Source organism: Streptomyces sp. NPDC000594 (assembly GCF_040299965.1).
Lineage (GTDB): Bacteria > Actinomycetota > Actinomycetes > Streptomycetales > Streptomycetaceae > Streptomyces.
Map to the genome: position 1 here is coordinate 25,965 of NZ_JBEPCY010000019.1, position 20,256 is coordinate 46,220.

General features: G+C 73.2%; 23 protein-coding genes. 7 read left to right on the forward strand and 16 right to left on the reverse strand.

Translation table 11 applies throughout. From position 1 onward, the window contains the following. Window positions 1–24 precede the first annotated feature (24 nt). The gene (locus tag ABT354_RS24085) at window positions 25–618 is read right to left on the reverse strand and encodes a DUF3995 domain-containing protein (protein ID WP_351497190.1); all 594 of its coding nucleotides are present in this window, start codon (window positions 616–618) and stop codon (window positions 25–27) included. Window positions 619–712: 94 nt separating this feature from the next. Between ABT354_RS24085 and ABT354_RS24090 the strand changes: the two genes are divergently transcribed. After that, window positions 713–1,309, forward strand: a complete 597-nt coding sequence (locus ABT354_RS24090; RefSeq protein WP_351497192.1) for a TetR/AcrR family transcriptional regulator — start codon at window positions 713–715, stop codon at window positions 1,307–1,309. 20 nt (window positions 1,310–1,329) lie between these two features. Here ABT354_RS24090 and ABT354_RS24095 read toward each other — a convergent pair whose 3' ends face one another. Beyond that, window positions 1,330–1,926, reverse strand: coding sequence for a CGNR zinc finger domain-containing protein (locus ABT354_RS24095; RefSeq protein WP_351497194.1), 597 nt, complete (start codon window positions 1,924–1,926; stop codon window positions 1,330–1,332). A gap of 120 nt (window positions 1,927–2,046) precedes the next feature. On the opposite strand from ABT354_RS24095, the gene ABT354_RS24100 reads away from it, so the two are divergent. Continuing rightward, window positions 2,047–2,886 carry an MBL fold metallo-hydrolase gene (locus ABT354_RS24100; protein WP_351497196.1) on the forward strand — a complete coding sequence of 280 codons (840 nt, stop codon included), beginning with the start codon at window positions 2,047–2,049 and terminating at the stop codon, window positions 2,884–2,886. A 21-nt stretch (window positions 2,887–2,907) separates the two neighbouring features. Here ABT354_RS24100 and ABT354_RS24105 read toward each other — a convergent pair whose 3' ends face one another. The 12 genes from ABT354_RS24105 to ABT354_RS24160 all read right to left on the reverse strand — a co-directional run bounded on the left by ABT354_RS24105 (window position 2,908) and on the right by ABT354_RS24160 (window position 10,580). Beyond that, on the reverse strand, window positions 2,908–3,495 hold the full coding sequence (locus tag ABT354_RS24105; protein ID WP_351497198.1) for a hypothetical protein: 588 nt from the start codon (window positions 3,493–3,495) through the stop codon (window positions 2,908–2,910). Between the two features lie 3 nt (window positions 3,496–3,498). Then, window positions 3,499–4,065 (reverse strand): TetR/AcrR family transcriptional regulator, encoded by a 567-nt coding sequence (locus tag ABT354_RS24110; protein WP_351497200.1) that lies wholly within the window; start codon window positions 4,063–4,065, stop codon window positions 3,499–3,501. Next, a complete protein-coding gene (locus ABT354_RS24115; protein ID WP_351497202.1) occupies window positions 4,062–5,186 on the reverse strand; it encodes a saccharopine dehydrogenase family protein in 1,125 nt (374 codons plus the stop codon). The genes ABT354_RS24110 and ABT354_RS24115 overlap by 4 nt, the downstream gene beginning before the upstream one ends. A 68-nt stretch (window positions 5,187–5,254) precedes the next feature. Next, on the reverse strand, window positions 5,255–5,803 hold the full coding sequence (locus ABT354_RS24120; RefSeq protein ID WP_351497204.1) for a S26 family signal peptidase: 549 nt from the start codon (window positions 5,801–5,803) through the stop codon (window positions 5,255–5,257). Beyond that, window positions 5,800–7,896, reverse strand: a complete 2,097-nt coding sequence (locus tag ABT354_RS24125; protein ID WP_351497206.1) for an ABC transporter ATP-binding protein — start codon at window positions 7,894–7,896, stop codon at window positions 5,800–5,802. The genes ABT354_RS24120 and ABT354_RS24125 overlap by 4 nt, the downstream gene beginning before the upstream one ends. Further along, window positions 7,863–8,507 carry a hypothetical protein gene (locus ABT354_RS24130; RefSeq protein WP_351497208.1) on the reverse strand — a complete coding sequence of 215 codons (645 nt, stop codon included), beginning with the start codon at window positions 8,505–8,507 and terminating at the stop codon, window positions 7,863–7,865. Before ABT354_RS24130 ends, ABT354_RS24125 begins: the two co-directional genes overlap by 34 nt. After that, window positions 8,504–9,064, reverse strand: a complete 561-nt coding sequence (locus ABT354_RS24135; RefSeq protein WP_351497210.1) for a MauE/DoxX family redox-associated membrane protein — start codon at window positions 9,062–9,064, stop codon at window positions 8,504–8,506. The genes ABT354_RS24130 and ABT354_RS24135 overlap by 4 nt, the downstream gene beginning before the upstream one ends. 108 nt (window positions 9,065–9,172) lie before the next feature. Beyond that, entirely contained in the window at window positions 9,173–9,388 is a 216-nt protein-coding gene (locus ABT354_RS24140) for a hypothetical protein (protein ID WP_351497212.1), read from the reverse strand. Window positions 9,389–9,502: 114 nt separating this feature from the next. Continuing rightward, a complete protein-coding gene (locus ABT354_RS24145; RefSeq protein ID WP_351497214.1) occupies window positions 9,503–9,721 on the reverse strand; it encodes a hypothetical protein in 219 nt (72 codons plus the stop codon). 96 nt (window positions 9,722–9,817) lie between these two features. Continuing rightward, complete coding sequence (locus ABT354_RS24150) at window positions 9,818–10,039, reverse strand: hypothetical protein (protein ID WP_351497216.1); 222 nt, start codon at window positions 10,037–10,039, stop codon at window positions 9,818–9,820. Between the two features lie 53 nt (window positions 10,040–10,092). After that, on the reverse strand, window positions 10,093–10,311 hold the full coding sequence (locus tag ABT354_RS24155) for a hypothetical protein (protein ID WP_351497218.1): 219 nt from the start codon (window positions 10,309–10,311) through the stop codon (window positions 10,093–10,095). A 47-nt stretch (window positions 10,312–10,358) separates the two neighbouring features. Further along, window positions 10,359–10,580 carry a hypothetical protein gene (locus ABT354_RS24160; RefSeq protein WP_351497220.1) on the reverse strand — a complete coding sequence of 74 codons (222 nt, stop codon included), beginning with the start codon at window positions 10,578–10,580 and terminating at the stop codon, window positions 10,359–10,361. Window positions 10,581–10,811: 231 nt separating this feature from the next. On the opposite strand from ABT354_RS24160, the gene ABT354_RS24165 reads away from it, so the two are divergent. After that, entirely contained in the window at window positions 10,812–13,256 is a 2,445-nt protein-coding gene (locus ABT354_RS24165; protein ID WP_351497222.1) for an AfsR/SARP family transcriptional regulator, read from the forward strand. A gap of 92 nt (window positions 13,257–13,348) precedes the next feature. Here ABT354_RS24165 and ABT354_RS24170 read toward each other — a convergent pair whose 3' ends face one another. Together ABT354_RS24170 and ABT354_RS24175 are read right to left on the reverse strand one after the other, a co-directional pair. After that, entirely contained in the window at window positions 13,349–14,659 is a 1,311-nt protein-coding gene (locus tag ABT354_RS24170; RefSeq protein ID WP_351497224.1) for a putative hexosyltransferase, read from the reverse strand. 207 nt (window positions 14,660–14,866) lie between these two features. Further along, window positions 14,867–16,174 (reverse strand): flavin-containing monooxygenase, encoded by a 1,308-nt coding sequence (locus tag ABT354_RS24175; protein ID WP_351497226.1) that lies wholly within the window; start codon window positions 16,172–16,174, stop codon window positions 14,867–14,869. Window positions 16,175–16,249: 75 nt separating this feature from the next. Between ABT354_RS24175 and ABT354_RS24180 the strand changes: the two genes are divergently transcribed. From ABT354_RS24180 to ABT354_RS24195, 4 genes are all read left to right on the forward strand, one after another. After that, window positions 16,250–16,954 carry a MerR family transcriptional regulator gene (locus ABT354_RS24180; RefSeq protein ID WP_351497228.1) on the forward strand — a complete coding sequence of 235 codons (705 nt, stop codon included), beginning with the start codon at window positions 16,250–16,252 and terminating at the stop codon, window positions 16,952–16,954. Next, window positions 16,951–18,480, forward strand: coding sequence for an FG-GAP-like repeat-containing protein (locus ABT354_RS24185; RefSeq protein WP_351497230.1), 1,530 nt, complete (start codon window positions 16,951–16,953; stop codon window positions 18,478–18,480). The genes ABT354_RS24180 and ABT354_RS24185 overlap by 4 nt, the downstream gene beginning before the upstream one ends. Window positions 18,481–18,910: 430 nt before the next feature. Then, window positions 18,911–19,429 carry a transglycosylase SLT domain-containing protein gene (locus ABT354_RS24190; RefSeq protein WP_351497232.1) on the forward strand — a complete coding sequence of 173 codons (519 nt, stop codon included), beginning with the start codon at window positions 18,911–18,913 and terminating at the stop codon, window positions 19,427–19,429. A gap of 153 nt (window positions 19,430–19,582) precedes the next feature. Continuing rightward, entirely contained in the window at window positions 19,583–20,215 is a 633-nt protein-coding gene (locus ABT354_RS24195; protein WP_351497234.1) for a S1 family peptidase, read from the forward strand. Window positions 20,216–20,256 lie beyond the last annotated feature (41 nt).

The window sequence follows — 20,256 nt, forward strand, 5'->3', positions numbered from 1 at the left end:
CGGGGACGAGGGGGCCTCGGCGTCTCAACCGGCTTTGCCGCTCCGCAGGTCAGGACGTTGCCCGGGGTGGGTTCGGACCGCCAGGTAACCGGTCAGGCCACCCAGCGCGAGGCACAGCGGCGAGTACAGCGCGAGGTCCCAGTGCCGGAACTCGGCGGGAACTTCCCCCAGGTCGAGGCCGGACACCAGCAGGCCGCCCAGTCCACGGACGGCCAGCACACCGGAGAGCGTCCACAGGCCCGTCCGCACCAGCCGCGAGGAGGCGAGCCGGTGCGCCGGCCGGGCGGCCGTGACCGTGAGCCACGCGCCCGCGCCGAGCAGTCCGGCGACCGCCAATGTCACGGGGGCCGAGGGCAGTCGGCTCTCCTCGACGCCGACCACGACGGCCGCGAACTCGGCACGGGTGGCCAGCGGCCAAGGTGAGACCGTCCACACCGCGTGCAGGGCGCCCGCCGCCGCCAGGCCGACGGCTGCGACACCGGCTGCGGCGCGGGCGCCACCTCCCGCGCCGCTTTCCGTACCGCTTCCCCTACCGCTTTTCGTACCGCTTTTCGTACCGCTTCCCGAGTGGTTTCCCGTACCGCCCGCCGAACCGAGCAGCCATTCCATGGCCTTCATGCTGCCGCCCTTCCCCACTCCACAGGTCCGCCACCGGCACCGGGGCAGATCCATGCATCACTGTATGGATGTTCCGTACAGTACTGTATGGAACATGGCTAAGGGCAAGGTCAGCAAGGACGACTGGACGATGGCGGCACTGCGGGCATTTGCCCACGGCGGGGTCGCCGCGGTGGCGGTGGACGTACTCGCCAGGGAACTCGGTGTCACGCGCGGCAGCTTCTACTGGCACTTCGAGAACCGGGAGGCCCTCCTCGTGGCCGCCCTGGAAACCTGGGAGCGGCACGGTACGACAGAGGTCATCGCGGCCGTCCGGGAGGAGGCCGACCCCCTGGCGCGGGCGCGGAGCCTGCTCGCCGAGGCGCTGGGGGACGAGAAGATCGCCGGGCTGGAGCCGGCCCTCGCCGCGCATACCGGCCATCCCGCCGTCGCCGAGGTCGTCGCGCGCGTCACCCGGGCCCGACTCGCCTTCCTCGAAGAGGTGTACACCGACGTCGGCTTCGGGCCGCGGGACGCCCGCCATCGGGCCCTCGCCGCGTACGCCGCCTACCTGGGCTGGCTCGATCTGCGCCGGACGGCACCCGACTCGGCCCCCGAAGCACAGCTCCAGGACCCCGGCTCGGCCGCGGCCCTCGACCACCTGGTCGACATGATCCTCGCGCCGGGCGGTCCGGGCACCGGACCGGCATAAAGATCAACCAATACGGCCGGTCACCCGGAGGTGCCGCCGCGACGGGCGTAGGCGCGGGCGGCGCGGGCGCGGTCGCCGCAGCGGGTGGAGCACCAGTGGCGGCGGCCGTGCCGGAGCAGATAGCGGTTGCAGGGCGGGGAGCCGCAGGCGGTGAGGCGCTCGGCATCGGGGGAGGTGAGCAGATCGGCGGCGTCGGCGGCGAGGGTGGCGAGCGCGTGGTCGACGATCTGCGTGGTGGGGTGCGGCGCGGCGCGGTAGGGGCCGGTCCTGTCGTCCCACCGCAGCAGCGGCGCGGAGGAAACCCTCACCAGTGCGTCATTGACGGCGTCCAGGGCGGCGGGCAGGGCGGGCAGCCCCTCGACACGGGACGCGAACAGCGCCCTGACCTGCTCGCGCAGGGAACGCAGCTGCGCCGCGCACATCTCCCGCATCCCGATCCCGACCGGGGCGAGACCGCGTTCGGTCAGCCATTCGTTCGCCCCCTCAGGGGTACCGAGTTGGTCGACACGGTGTCCGCCGGGCAGGGCGAGGGCGCTGTTGGCGAGGGCGAGAGCGGGGTACCGCTCCGCGCCCGGCGCGGGCGCCAGGCCGGGCTCGGGGGTCACGGTCTCTTCCATGGCCCTCATGGTACAAGCCCTCACCATCCATGAACCTCACGCTTGGCATTGAGTTCATCCGTGAGACCCGGCTAAGGTTCTCTCACGGTTCAGCAACGACTATCCGTGAGGTGCGTCTCCATGTCCTCCCCCGCTTCCTCCCCCAAGTCCTCCTCCGTGCCCGCCCCCGTGCCCGCCTCCATCGCGGCGCCCGAGCCGTTCCCCGTCCGGGTCTTCGGCGGCCCGACCGCCCTCTTCGACTACGGCGGTCTGCGCTTCCTCACCGACCCGACCTTCGACGGCCCCGGCGAGTACCGGACACCGGGCGGGCCGGTCCTGACCAAGACCGCGCCCCCGGCGGGCAGCCCCGCCGACCTCGGCCGGGTCGACGTCGTCCTGCTCTCCCACGACGAACACCCCGACAACCTCGACGAATCCGGACGCGCCCTGCTCGCCGAGGTGCCCCTCACCCTCACCACCCCCGGAGGCGAGAAGCGCCTCGTGGACCGGGTCAAGGGCCTGGCCGACTGGGACTCCGTCGAACTGGACCGCCCCGGCGGCGGCACGGTCACCGTGACCGGAGTGCCCGCCGTCCACGGGCCCGGCACCCGCGAGGAAACCGAACCCCTCACCGGCCAGGTCGTCGGCTTTGTCCTGACCGGTACCGGCCTCCCCACCGTCTACGTCAGCGGGGACAACGCCTCGCTCGACCCCGTCCGGCGGATCGCCGAGCGGTTCGGCCCCGTCGACACCGCCCTCCTCTTCGCCGGCGCGCCCCGCTTCCCCGTCCTCTTCGGCGGGGAGTGCCTCGTCCTCGACAGCGCCCGGGCCGCCGAAGCCGCGCGGATCCTGGGCGCGCGCCGTGTGGTGCCCGTCCACTACGACAGCTGGACCCACTTCACCGAGGGCCGCGACGACCTCACGGCGGCCTTCACGGCGGCCGGGCTCGCCGACCGCCTGGACTGGGGTCACCAGGGCTGACCAGGGCGCCGCGCGCGGGGCTCAGGCCTCGACCGTGACCTCCACGGGGGTCATGGCCGCGTCATGGTGGACCACCGGCCAGTAGCCGTCGAGCATGTACTCCTCGCCGACGTCCTCGTAATGGAGCTCCGCCGTGGTCGCGGAGGTCACCGCGAGGGTGGTGGGGACCATCTTCCGCAGGAACGCCGCCCGTTCCTCGCCGCCGGGCTCCTCGCCGGGGTTGTCGCCGGGGTTGTCGGCGGGCTCCTCGCCGTGCGCGCCCCACTCCCACAGATACGCCGTCGCCCGCTCACGTACCGCGGCGAAATCCGCGAGCAGGGCGCGGGCACGCGGCAGCAGCCCGGCGATCGTCCCGGCGTCCGGGTGCCCGCCGCCCAGGGAGTCGAAGGTCACCGCAAGCTCCTGTCCGGCGACCCGGACGGTCACATACCGCTCCCCCGCGATCCGGTCCAGGGCGGTGAAGGCGGGATCGTCCGGGACAGCCGTTCCGGAGTCGGGGGTCGGGGCGTGGGCCATGGTGCCTTCCTCGGTGACGGCCGCACGGACGCGGCCGGTGGCGGCCATCATGCCCGCCGCCACCGACAGCGGCGGGCCGGGTCGTGCGCCCATGAGTCAGGCACCCGTGAGAAGGGCGAGTGCGGTACGGGCGATCACCTCGTCCGTGGCGGGGGACGGATTCCCCGCCACCCCCGAGCGGAGCAGCGAGGCGCCCTCGACCAGCGCGATGAACGTCTCGGCGCGGGCCCGCTGTTCATCGGCGGACAGGGTGGGGGCGTGGCCGCGGATCCGCTCGGTGAGCAGCTCGGCGTACCGGTCGTAGAAGCCCCGTACGGCCGTGGCCACCGACTCGTCACGCGCGGCCAGCGCCCACAGCTCGGTGAAGACCCGGACCAGCTCGGCATCGGTGTGCTGGTCCAGCACCAGCGTCACCAGATCGCCGGGCCCGCCGGCGGGGGCGGCCTCGGTGAAGCGGTCGAGGGAGCGTTGCAGGATCCGGGCGAGGACCTCGGCGACCAGGCTGTCCCGGGAGGGGAAGTAGTACTGGAGATGGCCCAGGCGGACGCCCGCCGAGTCCGCGACGGCGCGCAGCGAGAGGGCGGTGTGGCCGCCGGTGAGCAGCACCGACTCGGCGGCGTCCAGGAGTGCGGTCCGGCGGGCGGCGCCCTTCGCCGTGGTCACGCGGCACGCTCCGGGCGCACGGACAAGGAGGATGGGGAGAGCCGGGAGGACGGGCGGCTCACGTCGGTCCGGACGCCCTCGGCGGACAGCGCCGCGAGGACCGTCTCCGGCAGGGGGTGCGACTCGGGGAAGAGGAGTCCGGGGCGGGGTGCGGGCGCGCCGTCGTCGCCGAGGATCCGCCGCAGGCCCAGCAGGGCTCCGACGGCGGTGAGATGGGCCTGGCCGCGCGGGTCGGTGATGGTCGCGGTGAGGGAGTCGTCGCCGGGTCCGCGTACCTCGATCCGCAGGGCCGCGGTGCCGCCCTCGCCGGGTGAGTGGAGAAGGCGGTGGCGCAGCGGGCGCCACCGTTCGCCGCGCGCGTGGCGGAAGAACCCGGCCCGGCCGAGCGCGATCAGCGCGGCGGTGGAGGAGGTGCTGCTGAAGCCGATGCGGGTGGTGACGGTTCGGGCCCCGAGGGTCAGGGGCAGGGTGAACTGCTCGGGGGTGTCGATCCGGGCGACCTTGGTGCGGTCGGTGCCGATGGTGAGGGTACGGGTGGCGGTGAGCGGGCTCACCACGGTGTCCCGGCCGTCCTCCAGTACCTCGAAGTCGACGCCGAGCCGGTCCATGAACTCCACCGAGTCGGCGCCGGAGCGGTCGGCGAGGTCGTAGCGGATCGCGGTGTCCACGCTGTCGGCGCCGCCGAGCCGGTCGGCGAGGGCGGCGGCGACCAGGGGCACCACTCCGCCCATCCACCCGGAGGACAGCAGTACGGGGGCGGCGGGCCGCTCCAGGGAGGCGAGGGCGACGGCGCGCTGCATCCGGGCGGTCCAGCGGGTGACATCGGTGTACGGGACCCCGCCGCGCAGGGCGGCGCGGAGCACCCGGTCGCCGGGGTCGTTCACGAGGCTGACCACGGCGCGTACGGAGGCGTGGAAGGGCTCGGGGCCGGAGAGGTCCCATCGCAGGGCCTCGGCGCCGGTCTCCTCGCAGAGCGCGGCGGCGCGGGCGGGGGTACGTCCGGCGAGCAGCAGGGGCCACCGGCCGGCGGCGCTCCGGGCGAGTTCGGCGCCGACCGTGCCGTAGCCGCCGACCAGGAGGACGGGGGCGTGGGGGTCGTGGACGAGCCGGTCATCGTTCATGGACCCCACTATAGGTCAGGTGACCTAAAAATGCGGCGCAGGGCTTCCCGGCCGGGGGCGCCCGCCCGTCACCAGCTCCGGCGCAGGGGGACCAGGGGCCGCCGGGCACTCCACCGGGCGGAAGCTTCCACCGGGGCGACGGGGGCGGCTGCCGGGGCGGGGTCATCCGTACCCGCCGCCGAATCCGGCTCCGGCGGGGTGCCGGGAGCGAGGCGGGGAAGGGGGCGGATCACCACGCCGGTCAGGAGGGTGCGGGTGACATAGCCCAAGCGGCGGGAGTCGATGCTCACGGGGCCGTTGTCGCCCAGGACCAGGAAGTGGTCCCGTGGCACGGGCGTGCCGACGGGGACGCCCAGGCGTTCGGCGAAGAGGGCGGGGACCGGGTCGCCGGGGGCGGCGGCGACCCGTTTGATGATCAGGCCCTCGTGCATCAGGCCCTCCTCGCGGGCGCCGGGGGGTGGTTCGAGGACGACGACATCGCCCCGGGTCACCCGGCGGGGGCGGCGGCGGACCAGGACGCGGTCGCCGTCGCGGAGGGCCGGCTCCATGCTGGGGCCGTTGACGGTGACGGCCAGCAGACGGGTCCGCAGCAGACGGCGGGCCAGGCGGGCGATCACGAAGCACCACCGGCGACCGCACCGGCGGCCGCGCCGACGCCCGCACCGGCGACCTCACCGACGGCGTCACCGTGAGCGTCGCTGTCGCCGTCGCCGTCGCCGTCGGGCGCGTACCCGCTGGCCTGGAGGGTGAACAGCCGGGCGTACACCCCGTCGCGGCGCATGAGTTCGGCGTGCGGTCCCCGCTCGACGATCCGGCCGCCCTCCAGGACCACGATCGTGTCCGCGTCCCGCAGGGTGTTGAGGCGGTGCGAGATGAGCAGCCCCGTCCGGCCCGCGCGATGGCGCCGCAGCCGGCGGTGGATCTCGTACTCCGCCTCGGGGTCGAGGCCGGAACCGGGCTCGTCCAGGACGAGCAGATCGGCGTCGTCACGGATCAGGGAGCGGGCGAGGGCGAGCCGCTGCCACTGGCCGCCGGAGAGGACGATACCGGTCGTGGCGTCGTCCTTGTCCCGCTCGCTGAAGAAGATCCGGCTCAGCAGGGTGTCATAGCCATGGGCCAGGCCGGTCAGCCGGTCGTGGATCCCGGCGATACGGGCCGCCTGCTCCACACGGCCGGGGCCCTGGCGGTCCTGGTGACCCTGGTCGTCCGGGTGGTCCTGGCGGTCCTGGTGGCTCTGGTCGTCCTGGAGCGCGGTGAGGTCACCGAGGGCGATGTTCTCGCGGGCCGTCAGGTCGTACTCCATGAAGTCCTGGAACGTCGCCCCCATCCGGCGGCGCAGCTCACGCGGGCACAGTTCGCGCAGATCGACACCGTCCCAGAGGATCTGCCCCCGGGTGGGATCGTAGAACCGGCACACCAGCTTCACCAGGGTCGACTTCCCGGCGCCGTTGAGGCCGACGAGCCCCATGGCCTGCCCGGCGGGCAGGACCAGGTCGACGCCCTGGAGCACCCACGGCTGGTCGTCGCCGTAGCGGAACCACACATCGCGGAACTCCACCGAGTGGCGCAGCGGCGCCACGGAGCGGGGGCGGGCGGGTACGGGGAGGTCGGGCGCGGCGCCGGTGACGGCGAGGAAGTGGCGGAACATCAGCAGGGCGTGGTGGCCCGAGGCGAGTTCGACGGCGATTCCGGCGAGGGCGCCCTGGACCGCGGGCAGGGCGGTGACCAGGACGGTGACCGAGCCGACGGTGATCTCACCGGAGCGGGCGGCCGAGACCGCCCAGAGCAGGCCGGCCCCGGCGACCACGGCCGAGAGCAGGGCGAGCCCGGCCTGGACGGCCAGCTCCTGACGGTCCATCCGCCGCTTGGCGGCGTCCGAGACCAGGCGTTCCGCGACCATCCGGTCGCCGAGGAAGCGGCCCAGTCCGAAGAGCCGGATCTCCTTCGCGGCCCGCAGATCGGTGAGCAGGGCGCTGTAGAACAGCTCCCGGCGTTCCACCGGGCCGACGTTCCAGACCAGGGCGGCCCGCCGTCGGCTGAGCGCGATCTCGGCGCCGAGGACGAGGGCGCCGGAGGCCAGGACGGCCGCCGCCATCCAGGGGCCGAGCAGGAGCAGCGCGCCGAGGAAGCCGGTGAGGGTCACCACCGCGCCGAGGGTGCCGATGACGCTGCCGACCGCGTCGACCGGGGCGGAGCCGCCGTACTGGCGGGCCATCCGCAGCCGGTCGAGGAAGCGCGGGTTCTCGTACGGGCCGATCCCGGTGAACCGGTCCACGGCGGCGTGCAGTTCGATCTGGGAGCGCAGTCCCACCGCCCGGCCGAGCTGGGCCCGCAGATACTGGAGGAACTGCGGTACGACGGCCACCGCGACACCGCAGCCGACGAGCAGCAGGACCGGGCCGGTGACCGAGCCGGAGGCGGAGCCGGCGACCAGGCGGTCGATCACCGTCTTGAGGATCCAGGCGGCGGCGACCGGGGCGGCGGAGGCGGCCACCGTGAGCAGCAGCCAGCCGGCCAGGGTGCCGGGGGCGGCGCGGCGGGCGAGGCGGATCGCGGCGGCGAGGACGGTGGGGAGGGGGGAGTTGTCGTGCTCGTCGCCGGGGCGGGCCGCGCCCTGACCGGGGGCGCGCTCGGGGCGGGTCTCGCTGCCGGACGGGGCGGCGGGTGCGGGCCCGGTCACCGGGCGGCGGCGACGGGGGTACGGGGCCACACGCCGACCTCGGTGACCATGAGGCCGCCTTCGGGGCCGTGTCCCACCCGTACACAACTGGGGAACGCCTTGGCGTCGAACGCCTTGGTCACCGGTCCGTCGTAGCCCTCCTGGACGGTGGGCACCACGGCGGCGAGGGCGGCGGCCATCGCACCGCCGTCCGCGCCGGACGCACCGTGGTCGTGCCCTTCGTGGTCTTCGTGTGCGTCGTGCCCTTCGTGGGCGTCGCCCGAGCCGGAGGGAACCGGGTCGCCGACGACGACGGCCAGCACCTTCCGGGCCTCCTCGGGCTGTCCCTCGTACCGGGCGACAAAGCCGGGCAGCTTGTCGCGACAGGGCGCGCAGGTGGGCGAGAAGAAGGCGACCAGGGTCCCGTCCAGGAGGTCCCGGTCGGTGATCGGGCTGTCGGGCGGACCGGCGGTGAAGGCGGGTATCGCGGTGCCGACGGACGCGATCCCGGCCATGCCGCCGGGTGCCCCCGCGGCCTGGGCGGGGGTGCGCTCCAGCAGTTCGGTGTGTTCCCGCAGCCGTCGGACGACACCGACGGTGAGAACGAGATTGACCATGGCCAGGGCTCCGACGGCGAGGACGGCGACGGCGAGCGGGTTCACGGGGCGGTTTCCTTTCGGGGCAGGGGACGGAAGAGCGCGGCGAGGTCGTCGAGAGCGGTGGTGAGCAGACCGAGGACGGCGCCCGCGAGGAGTGCGGTGGCCACCGCCACGGGGTCGGCCGGCCCTTCGGGGGAGAGTGTGGCCAGGAGGCCGGTGACCGCCACCGCGAGCAGCAGCGCGTTGCGTACGGCGTGGACGGCGCCGAGCGGGGTCGTCGTCCGGCCGAAGCAGCGGCAGGGCGCCTGGTTCCCGCCACGGGCGGCGGAGACGGCGAGTGCGGTGAAGGCGGCGAGCAGCACGGCGGCGAGGGCGAGACCGGCGACGAGCACACCGGTCGGGGCGGCGAGGCCCGGGAGGGCGAGGGCGGGGACGAGGGCGGCCTCGGCGGTCACCACGAGTACCGCGAGCGGGCGGGCGGGGAGCCGCCGGGCGGGGACGAGCGCGCTCACGGAGTCCGTGAACTCGGCGAAGGCGCGGCGGCTCCGTGCCTTGCCGATGACCGAGTGCGTGAACACCAGCAGCAGACAGCCCCGGGCCGCCCAGAGGGCGAGTTCCACGACGGTGTCCTTCCTTCAAGGGCTTCAAGGGCCTTCAAGGGCCTTCACGGGGTGGCCCCCGGCGGGCGCACGGGAGGGGCGCGGCGCCGGGGGCCGGTAGGGGGCCGGTCAGTAGGAACAGTTTCCGCAGCCCGCGCTGAGCATCTGGTGGGTGCCGTCGGAGCAGAACTGCATCACCCGGCGCCATGCCATTTGGCCGCGGCTGCAGACCGGGTGGTAGATGCACTCCTCCTCGATCCGGCACGTGACGGCGGCCGACGCCTCCGCCTTCGGGACCAGGCGGTCGACCATCGTGTCGGACAGGTTCTGGAACCACTTACGCATGGAGCATCCTTTCCTCGCGGTCGTACGGAGCATGGGGTCTGTGGTGCGGCACCGCTCCCGGGTCGGTGGCACGGGAGCGGCACCAAGGTCACCCCTGACGGGCGACCGTTACGGTCAGCAGCGGCCGCAGCGCCAGCCGGTCCGGGTGCGGGTGCCGTCGGAACAGACGGACCAGATCGTGGTCATCCAGCCGTCGGGGCGGCAGAGGGGAACGGTGCCGGGGAGCCTCTCGCAGGTCTCCTCGGTCCAGCACTGGACGGCGGCGGCCGCCTCGGTCTTCGGGACGAGGCGGTCGACCATCGTGTCGGACAGGTTCTGGAACCACTTACGCATGGGACATCCTTCTTCGCGGTCGTACGGGGTACGGGGGTGCTGCGGTGCGACGAGCGGTGTCCACACCGGAGGGGGCCGAGAGGCCGGAGGGAGCGGTCAGAGGGTGCAGTTGGCGCACTGCGAGCCGAGCCAGGTGCTGGTCCCGTCGGAACAGACCCGCCGGGTCGCGAGCGACCGGAAGCCGGTCTGGTGGCACATCGGGATCATCGTCCGGGAGCAGACCTGCTCGGTCCAGCACTGGACGGCGGCCGCCGCCTCGGCCTTCGGGACGAGCCGGTCGACCATCGCGTCGGACAGGTTCTGGAACCACTTACGCATGGAGCGTCCTTCTTTTGCGGTTGTACGGGGGGTGCGAGGGGCTCGCGGTGTGGTCAGCAGCGGCCGCAGCGCCAGCCCTGGTACGTGCGGGTGCCGTCGGAGCAGACCAGATAGGTCGCCGTCAGCCACTTGTCCGTGGAGGTGCAGAGCGCGATTCCCGCCACCTGCTGACAGATCTCCTCGGTCCAGCACTGGACGGCGGCAGACGCATCCGCCTTCGGAACCAAGCGGTCGACCATCGAATCGGACAGGCTCTGGAACCACTTACGCATGGAACAACCCTTCGTCTCGGTGGGTGTGGCGTGGTGCTGAGGGCAGGTCAGCCGTTGCAGTAGGCGCAGCGGACGCCCTTCCAGGTACGGGTGCCGTCGGCGCAGACCTCGTACGTCCAGTAGCCCCAGCGGCTGGTGGAGCCGCAGATCTGGAGCGGGCCCTGGCGGCAGGTCTCCTCGATCCAGCACTGGACGGCGGCCGACGCGTCGGCCTTCGGAACCAGCCGTTCCACCAGCGAATCGGACAGTTTCTGGAACCTCTTGCGCATGAAACATCTCCTCGTCCGGGGGGTGATGCGCCCATGGGGCTCAGCCACTCCCCGGGGTTCCGGCGGGAGCGGCTTCGGGCGTCGCCAGCTTCCGGAGGTGCTCTTGCACGAATCTTGATCGAATCTAAAATCGGCGGCGCCGGTGGGCGACCTCCGGCAGACGGGCGGGGCACGTTGACGATCGGGTACGGAGTACTCGGGGAGATCGAGGCACGGCGGGACGGATGCCGTGTGGACCTGGGTCCGGCCCGGCAGCGGACCGTACTGGCGGCGCTGCTGATGGATGTCGACCGTGTGGTGCCGGTGGAGGGGCTGGCGGAGCGGGTGTGGGGTGCGCGGCCGCCGCGCCGGGTCGCCGCCGCGGTGCACACCTATCTCTCACGGCTGCGGCGGGTGCTGGAGCGGCCCCCGCAGGATGCCGCCGGGGTTGCGGGCGGGCCGGGTGAGTCGGGAGGTGCCGGGGTTCCGGGCGGGCCGGGAGGTGCCGGGGCGTGTCTGCCCGCCATCGTACGGCGGCCCGGCGGGTACACCGTGCTGGCCGGGCCGGGCACCGTGGATGTGCATCTCTTCCACGATCTGGTCGCGCGGGCGCGGGCCGCCGCCGACGGCGAGGGGGCGCTGGGGTTGTACGACCGGGCGCTCGCGCTGTGGCGGGGCGAGCCGTTCGCGGGGGTGGACACCCCGTGGTTCAACGCGGTGCGGGCCTCGCTGACGGAGCAGCGGCACGCCTGCCGGCTGGACCGCAACGACCTGGCGCTGCGGCTGGGGTGTCACAGCGCGCTCCTGCCGGAGCTGGGTGCCTGTCATGACGAGCATCCCTGGGACGAGCGGCTGGCCGCACAGTTCATGATCGCGCTGTGCCGGAACGGGCGGACGGCGGACGCGCTGCGCTGCTTCGAGCGGGTGCGGTGCGCGCTGGCGGAGGAGCTGGGGAGCGATCCGGGGCCGGAGCTGCGGCGGCTGCATCAGCGGGTGCTGGCGGGTGATCCGGCGCTCGGGCCGGCGGGGCGGCCGGGCGCGGTGGGGGCCGGTGCGGGCTCGGGCTCGGGGGGCTCCTTCGCCGGGGCCGGTTCCCTCCTGGTGCCCGGCTCCTTCGCCGGGGCCGCGGGCTCCTTCACGGCCCCGGACGGGCTGCGGGCCGGTGCGGTGCCGCACCAGCTGCCCTCGGCGACACGGTGCTTCACCGGGCGTACGGCCGAACTCGCCCTGCTGGACCAAGCGCTGGGCCCCGTACAGGAAGACTGTGCACGGGACCGGGCGCGGGATGACCACCTGCGGGACGGGGCGGCGGGCGGTGCTCCCGGCGCGGGGGCCGTGTGTGTCATCAGCGGCGGCGCGGGGGTCGGAAAGACCTCGCTGGCGCTGCACTGGGCGTACCGGAACGCCGGCCGTTTCCCCGACGGGCAGCTGTACGTGGATCTGCGCGGCTTCGCCCGCTCGGGCGGTCCACTGGAGCCCGCCTCGGCGCTCCGGCTGCTGCTGTGCGGTCTCGGCGTCGACCCGAGGGTGGTCCCGGACGGTCGGGAGGGGCTCGCCGGGCTGTACCGGAGCCTGGTCGCGGACCGGCGGGTGCTGATCGTGCTGGACGACGCCGCCGACGCCGAGCAGGTGGCGGCGCTGCTGCCGGGGAGCGCCGGGGCGGGGGCCGCCGTGCTGGTCACCAGCCGCCGCCGGCTGACCGGGCTCGCCGTCACCCAGGGGGCGTCCACGGTGCCGCTGTCCACGCTGTCCGGGGCGGACTCCCGGGAGCTGCTGGGGCACCGGCTGGGTGCGGCGCGGCTGGTGGCCGAGCCGGAGGCGACGGCGACCGTCCTGGAGCACTGCGCGGGTCTGCCGCTGGCGCTCGGGGTGGTCGCGGCGCGGGCGGCGGCCCGGCCCGGCTTTCCGCTGGCGGCCCTCGCCGAGGAGCTGCGGGACGGCGCGGGGCGGCTGACCGCGCTGGGCACGGGTGATCCGTCGGCGGATGTACGGACGGCGCTGCGCCTGTCGTACCGGGCGCTGAGCGGTCCCGCCGCCGGGGCGTTCCGGCTGCTGTCGGCGGTGCCGGGGCCGGACATCGGGCTGGGCGCGGCGGGGAGTCTGCTGGGGTGTTCCCCGGGGTCGGCGCGGGCGCTGCTGCGGGAGCTGGAGGCGGTCCATCTGGTGGAGCAGCACTGGCCGGGCCGGTATCGGGTGAACGGGCTGGTCCGGCTGTACTCGGCCGAGCTGCGGGAGGCGGAGCCGTTCGAGCGGGCGCTGCGGCGGGTCCTCGACCACTATCTGCACACGGCGTGGGCGGCCGATCGGCTGTTGGATCCGTACCGGTATCCGCCGGTGTGGCTGGGGCCGCCGCTGCCGGGGGTGACTCCGCAGCGGCCGGCGGACCGGCGGGCGGCGGGGGCGTGGTTCCGTGCCGAGCGGGCCTGTCTGCCGGCGGCCCGGCGGGTGGCGGAGCGGCGGGGGTGGGACGCGGTGGTGTGGCAGCTCGCCCTGGTGCTGGACGGTTTTCTGTTGCGGCGGGGGCGGGCGTACGGGTCGGGGGCGGCTTGGCCCGGACCCGGGGGTACGGCGGCGGGGGCGGCCGGGGCGCGCCGGGGCCGGGAGGTCGGCGGGGGCGGCACGGGCGGTACAGGGGGCGCGGGCGGCGCGGGCCGGGTCCGTGCGGGGGCCGCGCCGACGCCGCCGTGCCTGGCGTGATCCGTCATCGCACCGGGCGGCCCGGCCGGGGGCGCCCGGCCGGGGGGCGGGGCCACGGGGGGAGGCGGGGGCTTACGGGGGGAGGCGGGGGCCTACGGGGGGCCGGAGCCGTTGAGCCAGAACGCGCCGTACACCGCGCTGATCACGACGAGGGCGGAGACCGTGAGATACCGGGTGGTACGTCCCGCGCGGGTGGCGAGGGCGACGGCGAGCGGGATCAGGAGCGGGAAGGCGGGGAGGAGCAGCCTCGGCTTGGAGCCGAAGTATCCGGAGGCGCCGACGGCGAGCAGGGTCACGATGAGGGAGTAGACGGCGAGCGGGAGCAGTCGGTTCTGCCGCCAGGAGATCCAGTTGGTCCAGAGGGAGAGGGCGAGCAGGCCCAGGACGACCAGTGCGGTGAGGACGACGGGGGCGCCCACCGGGGCCGTGATGAATTCGGCGAAGGCTTTCCCGCCGTCGAATCCATTGCCCCATTCCTTCTGGACATCGAGATATCCCAGGAATTCCCCCTGCCGGGAGCCGACCCAGAGGATGTACGCGGTGGCGCCGAGCGGGGCCAGGAGGGTGCCGGTGAGGACATCGGCGAGCCGGGCGCCTCCGGCCCATGGTCCCGGTGCGCCGCCTGGCCCGTACTCCCGTCGCGGCCCGGCCGTCCGGCGCAGCCGGCCCTCCTGCCGGGGCCCGGCCTCCTGCCGCAGCCCGGCCTTCTGCCGGGGCCCGGTCGCCCGGCGCGGCCCGCGCTGCCGCCGTTCCCGCCAGGCCGTGAGCAGGACCGGCAGCGCGGCGACGAGGATCGCGGCGGCGACGGCCATGCCCACCGGCCGGGTCAGTCCGGCGAGGCAGGAGAGGATGCCCGCGACCGTCCACCGGTCCTTCAGCAGCGCGTACAGGGACCAGGAGGCCAGCGCGACGAAGAGGGACTCGCTGTAGGCCATGGACTGGACTATGGCGACGGGCAGGGCGGCCCAGAGGCAGACCAGCAGGGTGCCGGCCCGGGGGCTGTGGGCCAGTCCGCCCAGGTGGAAGAGGCCCGCCGCCGCGACGATCGAGGAGACCGCGCTGACGAGGAGACCGGCGTCGCCGGGGGCGAGGCCCACGAGCCCGCCCAGCTCCTCCAGCCAGGGGAGGAGGGGGAAGAAGGCCATGCTGGAGAGGGACCGGCCGTCCGGCGCGTCCAGGGTGAAGCCATATCCGTACTCGGCTATCCGTGCGTACCAGAGGGAATCCCACCGACCGCTCAGCAGTTCATGGAAATCCTTTCCGTTGGCCGTCGACCAGACCGCCAGCACGGCTATGCCGATGATTTTTATCGCGGCGTACAGAAGGAGCGCCGGGGCGACCGTTTCGGCCCTTTTGATGAAGCGTCCCCGGGGGGCCTCGGCCCCCTTTCCTCCCTCTTTCACCTTCCCTTCCTCTTTCACCTTCCCTTCCTCTTTCACCTTCCCTTCCTCTTTCACCTTCCCTTCCTCTTTCACCTTCCCTTCCTCTTTCACCTTCCCTTCCTCGATCGTTCCCGGAATGTTCCGACTCGACGACAACCTGACTCCTCGCGCACCTCGTACCGGCGCACAGAGCCTATGCGGTGCGCCGGGCCGGTCGGCCCGAGGGTCCTACGGTGTGATCACCGAGGCCGGGGATCCGGATCGCATGATGTGGTCGACGTGGATACGGCGTGCGATGAAGCGCCCGTTCTCGACATTGGCGCCGATGCCCACCGGGGCGAGGGAGTTCCCGTCCGGGAGTCCGGCGTAGTACAGGCCGGGGATCACCCCGAGGATGCCCTTTCGCTGAAGGGGCGCGCCATGGTCATCGAGCAGTCGCGTCGGAAGAATCCGGTAGTCCGGCCCGAATCCGGTGCACCAGATGATCGAGGTGATGCCCCGGCCGGCCAGGTCGAGGCGGTCCCCGTAGGAAGAAATGCGATCCATGTCCACGCAAGGCGCCGGGTGCTGTTCCGGGACCGGGTAGCCCCGTTCCCGTATACCGGTGTCGATGGTGTCGATCACCTGCCGGAACGAACGGGCGGACGCCTCGGCGATGGCGACGACATTGTCCTCCAGGAGCAGGGTCGGGCCTTCCGCCGCACGCGTGGAACCGACGAGAACGACTCCCTTCCCGGCCAGGGTGCCGAGATTGAGATCGCCGGTGCCGTCCTTCACGGCCGCCACCGGCAGACCGGGCAGTACATCCGCACGATCGCCGTCGTCGATGCCCGCCCGGACGTACTCCTCGTCCAGGGAGAACACGAACATCCATTCATGGAGGCTGCGGCCCCGATAATGGCGTGGCCACGCACCGTGCCGACCGACGGACAGGAATACCTCGCGCCCGGCGTCGATCAGTTCGTCGGCGATCTGCTGTCCGCTGATTCCCGCGCCCACCACCAGCACGGCGCCGTCCGGCAGGGACTCGGGATTGCGGTAGTGGTGGGAATGCAGCTGTGTGACGGCCGGGTCGATATCGGCCGCGAGGGCGGGGACGCGGGGGGCGGCGTAACCGCCCACCGCCACGACGAGGTTGCGGGACTCGATGGAACCGCCGTCGGACAGATGGGTCCTGAACCGCACCGCGTCGCGGTCGGAGGCGCCCGGCGGGCACTCGACCTCCCGGACGGCCGTGTGCTGCCGTACCCGAAGATTGCGCCCCTCCGCGTAGCGGCGCAAATGGCGGGCGAGTTCACGGCCCGGCATGAAACCGTCGGGATCGTCGCCGTCGTACTCCCAGCCGGGGAACCGGACCGAGCGGTTTCCGCTCCCCACGAGCAGGCTGTCCCAGCGCTCGCGCCCCCAGGCCTGGCCGATCTCGCCCCGTTCCAGAACGACGGACGCACGGCCCACCTCCTGGAGGGAAGCGGCCACCCCGCACCCCTGCTGGCCGGCGCCGATGATGACGGTCTCCGAGTATTCGACCTCTGACACGATCGCCCCTTGCTGCCGAAATGGATATGCGTTCGGATCTTGCGATGTGAAGTTGACTTGATGTCAACTGGGCGCGTGAAGCAACAGGGTGTCTCCATCGGCGAAGCAGCGGCGCTCTACGGCATCGCGCCGTCCACGGTGCGGTGGTGGGAGCGGCAGGGCGTGCTCGACCCACCCGCCCGGGGCGGTGGCAAGCGGCTCTACGGCGAGGACGACCTGCGCCGTCTCGGCCTCGCCTATCTGTGCTGTGTGGTGGGGCGGATGTCGCTGGACCAGGCCGCCGTCGTCACCTCGGGAAGGGCCGCGCTCAGTACCTGGCAGCACACCATCGACGAGCAGATGGAGCTGCTGGAGGGGCGGATCGGGCAGCTGGAGGCCGCCTTGGAGTACCTCCGTCATCTGCGGCTCTGCGAGGACGACGACATCGTGCGGGACTGCCCCGTCCTGGAGTCCGAGCTGTCCGCGCACACCCCGCGCGGGCGGGTGCCCGGTGCCGATCTCGTCACCGCGGCCCGTGCCGCCCGGGGTGGCGGAGCGCGGCGGGAGGGGGTGGCGGTCCGTGACGAAATCCCGGCCGGGAATCCGGTCGCGTCTCCGCCGGGTGACGAAACGCCGGATGGCAGGGGGCCGGTGCGCTGTTCCGGCTGCCGGGGGCCGGTGGTGCCGTCCTCCCGTGGGCGGCGCCGTAGGTACTGCTCGGCCGCCTGCCGGCAGCGCGCGTACCGATCACGGCGTGCTGACGGAACCGTTCCGGCTCCCGGAGGGTCCGACCGTCCATGACCTCTCGCCGCCCGAACCGTATCCACCGTGCCCTCCGTGCTCACCGCGCTCCGCTGCTCGCCGCCGCCGTGACGACGGCTCTCTCGCTGACGGTGCCGCCGGCGCTCGCCACCCCCGTCGACCCCATCGACCTCGCGCCCAAGGCGCAGCCGAAGGCACCCGGGAAGGCCGGGCCGGAGGACTTCGACGGGGACGGCTACCGCGACCTCGCCGTCGGCGCGCCCGGCGGGACCGTGAACGGCAAGGAGAGGGTCGGCCATGTCTCGGTGCTCTACGGCTCCGCGTCGCCGACGCTGCCCGGACGGCGACAGCTGATCCACCAGGACCAGCCAGGGATCCCGGGGACGGCCGAGTCCGGTAACGCCTTCGGCGCCGGGCTCGCCACGGGCGATCTCGACAGGGACGGCTTCACCGATCTGGTGGTGGGTGCCCCCATCGAGCGGAATGGCCCGGGCCGGCCGGCGAGTCCGCTCACCGTCCTGTGGGGCGGACCGAAGGGGCTCTCCGGCGCCGCTCACCTGCCGGACGGCGCAGACGCGGAGACCAGTCTCGGCAAGCATGTCGTCGCCGCCGATCTCGACGGCGACGGCGACCAGGATGTGGCCACCGTGGAAGGCACCGGCTCGCTGCGGGTGCTCTCGGGGCCCTTCGGCCGCGACGGCTCGGCGGCCGGGGTCTCGGTGCGTACCGAGACCGACCATTTCATCCTGGACCTGGCCGCCGGGGACATAGACGGCGACGGGCGGACGGACCTCGCCGCCGTACGCCACTTCTTCGAGGAGGGCGACTCCCGGCATCTGGCGGTCTGGCGGGGCACCCGGCAGGGGCCCGCCGGCCGGCCGCAGGTCGTCCCCGGTACCGCCGGGTGGACCCTGGCGGGCGGTGACCAGCTCGATGTCGGGGACATCGATCGGGACGGGTACGAGGACATCGTCATGGGCCGCTCCGACGGCTATGACAACGATCCCACGGTGCCGAGGGCGAAGGGCGGTGTGGTCACCTTTGTGCCCGGCTCGAAGCGGGGCGCGATCGGCGAGCGGGCGGTCCACATCAACCAGGACAGCCCCGGTGTCCCGGGCACGGCGACCCCCGATGACCACTTCGGTTCCGGGGTCTCGGTCGCCGACATCGACGGCGACGGGTACGAGGATGTCGCCGCCGGGGTCCGGGCCAAGGAGGTGGGCGGGGTACGGGACGCGGGGGCGGTGGTGACCCTGCACGGCTCCGCCAAGGGCCTGCGGAGCACCGGTGCCAGGAGCTTCACCCAGAGCACGGCGGGGGTGCCGGGCGTCTCCGAGCCCTGGGACTTCTTCGGCTCGAACACCAAGCTGGCCGATCTGAACGGTGACCGCCGGGCGGAGCTGGCCGTCGCGGCGGGCGGGGAGAACGGGCGCGCGGGCGCGGTGTGGGTGTTCCGGGCGACGAAGTCGGGGATCACCGCGAACGGTTCGGTGACCTTCGGGAACGGTGCGATGGGGGCGGTCGCGGCGCCGAGGAGCGATCTGGGCGGCGCGTTCGCTCAGTGACGGTGTCCCGAGGGGGGCCTTTCCGGGCGGACCACGCGCGGAACCTCGTGCGGACCTCGTGCGAACCCGCGCGGAGCACTGTCGGATTATTCCCTTTACGCCCGATTTATTTTTTGTGGGGCGCAGATCACATACGACGGACCCTAGTGGCCGTCGCGAGGTCCCGGGCACCTGGGGGTGCCCGGGACCTGCGGGGACGAGCACCCGGGACCGACGGGGGCCGGCGGGGGCCGGCGAGGTCCGTCCACTACCCCGCATAGCATTCCGGGCATTGTCAGCGATTCCCGGCACGGCTAAGAATCTGCGCACCCCGTCGCCATGGGACAGCACCTCGATTTCCCCCTGCTCACCGCTGCTGCCTCCTGCACTCCCCCGCCCCTTTGTGGGCTTCCTCCCGTGCGCGGCTCTCCCCACCCGAAGGGTTTCCGGTATGTCCGTTCTCCGCATACGTACGCACCGCCCGGCCTCGGCCCGCCGAGTTCTCACCCGTGGTCTGGTGGCCTCCGCCGCCCTGGCCGGTGTTCTCGCCCTGGTGCCGGGCACCGCCTCGGCCGCCACTCCTGTCTCGGCCGCCTCCGCCGTCTCCGTCCCCGTCTCCGTCCCCGCCTCCGCGACCGCCGTTACGTACCCCGACAATCTGGACGGGTGGATCCTGGAGGCGCTCGATGTCATGCGGCTCAACGGCATCCCCGGTACGTACGAGGGGATCCACCGCAACATCCTGCGGGAGTCCAGCGGCAACCCGCTGGCCATCAACAACTGGGACATCAACGCCGTCAACGGCACCCCGTCGAAGGGCCTGCTCCAGGTCATCGACCCGACCTTCAACGCCTATTGGGTGACCGGGACCGCGAACGACCCGTTCGACCCGGTGGCCAATATCGTCGCCGCGGCCAACTACGCCGCCGACCGCTACGGCTCGATCGACAACGTCTTCGGGCCGTACTGACCCCGTCGGTCCCCTCCGCCCCCCTCCTGCCCCTCCCTCGGCCGTGTGGCCGGTAGTCATCTGTGCCGGGGGCAGGGCGGCTCCCACAATGAGCCCTGGCCGGGGCGGTCTCGCCCCTCGGGGGGCCATGCCGTTCACGAGGGGATCCCATCGATGCGCCGTACTTTCCGTACCGTTTTATGCGCCGCCGCCACCGCCGTGTGCGCCGCCGTCTCCGTACCCGCGTCGGCCGCTCCATCCGCTCCATCCGCCGAACAGACGCCGAGAGCCGCGGTGGTGCGCGGCGGCGACACCATCTACTCCTCGGGCGTGGCCTGCACGGTGGGCTTCAACGTCCGCCGGAACAATGTGTACTACGCCCTCGTCGCGCCGCACTGCGCGAACATCGGCGTGATCTGGTACGCGGATGCGGCCCGGACCATTCCGCTCGGCCACCGGGTCGCCGTGACGACCCAGGCCGGGATCATCCAGTACACCAACCCCGCCGTGTCCCACCCGGGTGAGGTGAATCTGCTCAACGGGACGATCGTGGACATCACGGCGGCGGCGAGCGGGACGGCGGGTCAGCCGTACTGCCATGTCGGCCAGGTCTCCGGAACGCGCTGCGGCACCCTGGGACCCGCCCCGACCGCCTGCTCGGCGCCGGGGGACGCGGGTGGGCCGGCCTTCTCCGGGACCACCGCGATCGGGCTGATCGCCACGAACAACGGCACCTGCCCCACCGGGACCAGCACCTATTGGCCGATTCTCGCCATCGTCAATGGGTTCGGGCTCTCCGTCTACTGAGCCTGATCCCCCTTTCCCGGCCCCCGGACGGCCGGAACACC

Excerpts from the sequence above, each read along its gene's own strand:
- ABT354_RS24085 (WP_351497190.1), bottom strand. The coding sequence starts at position 618 with ATGAAGGCCATGGAATGGCTGCTCGGTTCGGCGGGCGGTACGGGAAAC.
- ABT354_RS24090 (WP_351497192.1), top strand. The coding sequence starts at position 713 with ATGGCTAAGGGCAAGGTCAGCAAGGACGACTGGACGATGGCGGCACTG.
- ABT354_RS24095 (WP_351497194.1), bottom strand. The coding sequence starts at position 1,926 with ATGGAAGAGACCGTGACCCCCGAGCCCGGCCTGGCGCCCGCGCCGGGC.
- ABT354_RS24100 (WP_351497196.1), top strand. The coding sequence starts at position 2,047 with ATGTCCTCCCCCGCTTCCTCCCCCAAGTCCTCCTCCGTGCCCGCCCCC.
- ABT354_RS24105 (WP_351497198.1), bottom strand. The coding sequence starts at position 3,495 with ATGGGCGCACGACCCGGCCCGCCGCTGTCGGTGGCGGCGGGCATGATG.
- ABT354_RS24115 (WP_351497202.1), bottom strand. The coding sequence starts at position 5,186 with ATGAACGATGACCGGCTCGTCCACGACCCCCACGCCCCCGTCCTCCTG.
- ABT354_RS24140 (WP_351497212.1), bottom strand. The coding sequence starts at position 9,388 with ATGCGTAAGTGGTTCCAGAACCTGTCCGACACGATGGTCGACCGCCTG.
- ABT354_RS24145 (WP_351497214.1), bottom strand. The coding sequence starts at position 9,721 with ATGCGTAAGTGGTTCCAGAACCTGTCCGACACGATGGTCGACCGCCTC.
- ABT354_RS24150 (WP_351497216.1), bottom strand. The coding sequence starts at position 10,039 with ATGCGTAAGTGGTTCCAGAACCTGTCCGACGCGATGGTCGACCGGCTC.
- ABT354_RS24155 (WP_351497218.1), bottom strand. The coding sequence starts at position 10,311 with ATGCGTAAGTGGTTCCAGAGCCTGTCCGATTCGATGGTCGACCGCTTG.
- ABT354_RS24160 (WP_351497220.1), bottom strand. The coding sequence starts at position 10,580 with ATGCGCAAGAGGTTCCAGAAACTGTCCGATTCGCTGGTGGAACGGCTG.
- ABT354_RS24185 (WP_351497230.1), top strand. The coding sequence starts at position 16,951 with ATGACCTCTCGCCGCCCGAACCGTATCCACCGTGCCCTCCGTGCTCAC.
- ABT354_RS24190 (WP_351497232.1), top strand. The coding sequence starts at position 18,911 with ATGTCCGTTCTCCGCATACGTACGCACCGCCCGGCCTCGGCCCGCCGA.
- ABT354_RS24195 (WP_351497234.1), top strand. The coding sequence starts at position 19,583 with ATGCGCCGTACTTTCCGTACCGTTTTATGCGCCGCCGCCACCGCCGTG.